We start from the raw sequence: 945 nt of genomic DNA, 5'->3' as shown, positions 1-945 counted from the left end.
CCCCCCCCCACAGGGTTCATGGCTTGATCGGTGGGCATTATGACGAAGCGCAGCGCTCCCGGCGAGATTGTCCACTCAGAACGGACAGTATTTCCACATTCAGCCGCTTATTGAATACACCGATAACCATTAACCTTCTTCTGTACCCGGCGAACGGCCAAGGCCACCGCCCACTGAACCAGGAGAATCATCATGCTGACCCTTCGCAAAGCTTCTGATCGCGGCATCGCTCGTCACGGCTGGCTGACGTCGTTCCACACCTTTTCCTTTGCCAACTACCGCGACCTCAACCAACAGGGTTTTTCCGACCTGCTGGTGATCAACGACGATCGGGTCGCCGCCGCCAAGGGTTTCGGCCAGCACCCACACCGGGACATGGAGATTTTCTCCTACGTGCTCGAAGGCGCGCTGGAGCACAAGGACACCCTGGGCACGGGCTCGGTGATTCGTCCGGGTGATGTGCAGTTGATGAGCGCCGGCAGCGGCGTAGCCCACAGCGAGTTCAATCACAGTGCGGACGAGCCGGTGCATTTTCTGCAGATCTGGATCGTGCCCAATGTCGTGGGCGCCACGCCGCGCTACCAGCAGGAGCACTTCAGCCCCGAACAGAAACGCGGTCGCCTGCAACTGATCATCTCCCCGGATGGCGCCGAGGGGTCGTTGCACGTGCGCCAGGACGCACGGGTGTATGCCGGGCTGTTCGATGGCGAAGAACGCGCCACGCTGACCTTGGCCGCTGATCGTTATGCCTATGTGCATGTGGCCCGGGGCCGCGTCGAGCTCAACGGCGTGGCGTTGCAGGAAGGCGACGGTGTGCGGGTTCGCAACGAAGAGGTACTGACGCTGGGCAACGGCCAGGATGCCGAGGTGCTGGTGTTTGACCTGCGGCCGCAGGAACTGCCGCAAATGCCATGAGGCCGGTGCCTCACGCACGTTGTGGGGGGG

At 62.0% G+C, this 945-nt stretch carries 1 protein-coding gene; it reads left to right on the top strand.

Annotation, left to right across the window (positions count from 1 at the left end; genetic code table 11):
• Window positions 1-192: 192 nt before the first annotated feature.
• On the top strand, window positions 193-915 hold the full coding sequence (locus tag ACE04F_RS11505; protein WP_486106775.1) for a pirin family protein: 723 nt from the start codon (window positions 193-195) through the stop codon (window positions 913-915).
• Window positions 916-945 lie beyond the last annotated feature (30 nt).

Source organism: Pseudomonas sp. AGC41, assembly GCF_057334555.1.
This window is presented reverse-complemented; position numbering and strand designations above follow the sequence as displayed.

What these genes read in the sequence shown, in the direction of transcription:
- ACE04F_RS11505 (WP_486106775.1), top strand. Translation starts at nt 193, where the DNA reads ATGCTGACCCTTCGCAAAGCTTCTGATCGCGGCATCGCTCGTCACGGC.